Below are 2833 nucleotides of genomic sequence, written 5' to 3' on the forward strand. Positions count from 1 at the left end.
GACAACCTCGTCGCCGATCGGCAGGCGCTGCAAAACCGACTGGCGAGGCTGTGATTTTGGATTTCGAAATGGCACTTTCAGCGGCAGAAGCAACTGCTTGATCCTGATGGTGAGTAGACCCGCCCTGACCGAGATCATGGAATCGTTGCTTGCCGCCCGAGAAAAGATGAGGCACGAGTTCGCGAAACTGGACCGCATGGTTCGGCAAGAGGTCAGGGATGATCCAGTCTGCCGGCGATTGATGACGGTACCCGGCGTCGGTCCGATCGTGTCGCTCGCCTATGTGGCGACGATTGACATTCCTGCCCGCTTCCGAACGTCTCGCGCCGTGGGAGCCGTACTCGGGTTAACGCCGCTCCTCAATCAATCTGGCGAAAGCAAACGAATAGGGCGGGTCAGGCTGTGTGGGGACGGCATGCTGCGGTCTCTGCTCTACGAGGCTGCCCAAGTTTTGCTGATGCGAGTGGCAAAATGGTCTTGGCTCAAAGCCTGGGCCATGAATGTCGCGAAGCGGCGGGGTGCTCAGAAAGCGATCGTAGCGCTTGCGCGGCGGCTTGCCGTGATCCTGCATCGCATGTGGAGCGATGGAACCGAGTTCCGCTGGACGCGGGAGGGTGCTACGGCAATAGCAGGATAGCCTAACTCTACATTACGCAGACACAGAGTTCCGCCTTGCGGTGGAAAGCGTCCTTCGCGGACGTGAATGATATGAGTTCGTGTAAGCGCCTATCCCGGCAGCGCTCTGCGCCGTCAGGATGCAAATGAGATTGGACCATATCATTCTTCTGATCCCACGATGGGAGGGCCTTGACGCCGATCCCGGAGAGAAGCAAGGACCGCGAAAAGACGTTACCCGCCGCACAAGTGGAAAGCTCGATTGCGCTTGACTTCACCACGCCGATTAGAGAAGCGCCGGCCAACGTGCTCAGTCGACAAAAACGTCGGCTTGTTCGATCTTGAGGACAAGCCGGGTAGGCCGACGTCTTAGGTGGACTTTGCTGCCCGCTGCTAAGAAGCTGTCGATGCCGCGCGAATTTTCCCTCCTATTGCCTCACCGAGGAATGTTTACCGAGGGCGGCGAATACCGAGATGCCCGTATCACCTGCCGCCGCGGCGGCAGGTGATACGGGCAAGCTCTTACACATTTCGTATCACCTACCCTCAGCTTTAGCCGCCAGGAAGAGTCGATCTGATTTGGCACATGCTTGTCGCGAAGGTTTGCCATTCGACGGCGTGCAGGTTCCATTTTTTGGTTTCAATTGAAGCAATGACGTTGTTTTGCCGCGTCGGCGGTGGGGTTGAGGAGCATTGGAGCAAATGGCTGCAGCTTCTACCGCGATACTGTCGAAGCCAGCCCAGGGCGGCGAATGCCACGAGGCGATTTCTTGCGGCGCGCACCGCCTCGCAGCAATTTCAGATTTCGGCGATCGCCCCACTCTTTTATCTGATCGAAACGGGCGCCAGCGCCCTCGAGAGGCTGGCCTCGCCGCGGCCGTAAGTCGCCGGATTATAGTTGACGATCGTGTCGGTCCTGGCCGTATCCAGCAACTGATTTTTGATCTGGATCGGTGTTGCTGTTGAGAATTTGCTGCCAAGGATGGCGGCATAGCCCGAAACCACAGGCGTCCCGTAAGATGTTCCCGGTAGGCCGGTGTTGTCATCTTCAACACCGACAGTCAGGAACTGGTTCTGCACGTCCAGATTCGAGCCGGGGTAATTCGAATAGGAGGCCAGCTCGGCTTTGTTCTCGGGAGTGCCATTGTGGTTGAGCGCACCGACAAAAATTGTTGTTGGCGCTCCCTCCAGATCGAGAGCTAGGAAATCCACGACCCCTTCCCTTGCGGTACCGATCTGGAAGCCCTCGTTGCCGGCAGATTTCGCGATCAAGGCAGTACCCGCCCGGGCCGTGTCGACAATCGACTGATCAAGCGGATCCCAGCTTACTGGATCAAAAAGGCTGTAGCTCAAATTGATGACATTGAGGCCATCGTGTAGGGTGATCGGGGTCTCGTCCTCATTGTCATGCTCGAAGTTATTGTCATGCTCGAACACGTTTGCCCCAGGGGCCACCATGCCAGCTATTTCGGCGTTCCATTTCCCGTGTAACTGGCTCTTTGGGCCGAGGCCCAGATCCCCGTCAATTTCGTTATCGGAGGTGAAGTCATCCACGATTGTCACCGACACACCAGAACCGGTGTAGCCTGATGCCCAAGCCTGGCCAATGTCCGGGCTCATCCAACAAAAGGTGCCGTCGGCGTTTTGTGGGCAGCCCGAGCTACTGCTCCCTGCAGCTGGAAGCTTTGCGACGGGGGCCCCATCGCTGAGGTCACCAGCGAAACCACTTTTTGCCGTCAGGCAGAGGAGGAGCCCGAGGCCGACAACGAGCGCTACCGGCAACGATTGGATCTTGCGCATATTAATCTTCCTGTCTGGTTTTGTTCTTCATTGGCGAAATGTCCCGCCCACGCCGTACTAGAACCGATGCATGAACCGCAGTTCGAGTTTCAGTCGGTTTGGGTGGAGGTTTGAGAGATATTTCAACGTGTCGGCAGGTTGGAGTTGTGAAGCCGCAAGGCGGCAATTCGCCGCTTGGACGCCGCCGACCGCGCCATAGTTAGCCGTGCAAGGTTGTTCCGTCAGGTTCCCGCCCAGGATCGATCTGACGGTGAGAGAAAGCGTGGTGGACGGTCTCAGTCGCTTTTGCACAACAAAGCCGAGTTCCACACTTGGCGCGATGCGGAGCTTTTCGGCACGCTGACCCGTGCTCGCGCCCCACAGCAGACCGAAATCGTCCGACAGCTGCGTCAACATTTCAAATCGCATGTCGATCCAG

Annotated in this window: 2 protein-coding genes and 1 pseudogene; 1 reads left to right on the forward strand and 2 read right to left on the reverse strand. The window is 57.5% G+C overall.

Going from position 1 to position 2833, the window contains the following annotated elements:
- A partial coding sequence (locus ACWGTO_RS33015; RefSeq protein ID WP_454578888.1) for a transposase occupies nt 1-637 on the forward strand: 637 nt, incomplete at its 5' end.
- A gap of 803 nt (nt 638-1440) precedes the next feature.
- Here ACWGTO_RS33015 and ACWGTO_RS33020 read toward each other — a convergent pair.
- Together ACWGTO_RS33020 and ACWGTO_RS33025 are read right to left on the reverse strand one after the other, a co-directional pair.
- Entirely contained in the window at nt 1441-2415 is a 975-nt protein-coding gene (locus ACWGTO_RS33020; protein WP_454578889.1) for a S8/S53 family peptidase, read from the reverse strand.
- Nucleotides 2416-2472: 57 nt separating this feature from the next.
- Nucleotides 2473-2833 (reverse strand): annotated as a pseudogene (locus tag ACWGTO_RS33025) (hypothetical protein); the annotation flags it as partial.

It is taken from the genome of Mesorhizobium sp. PL10, from assembly GCF_053714315.1.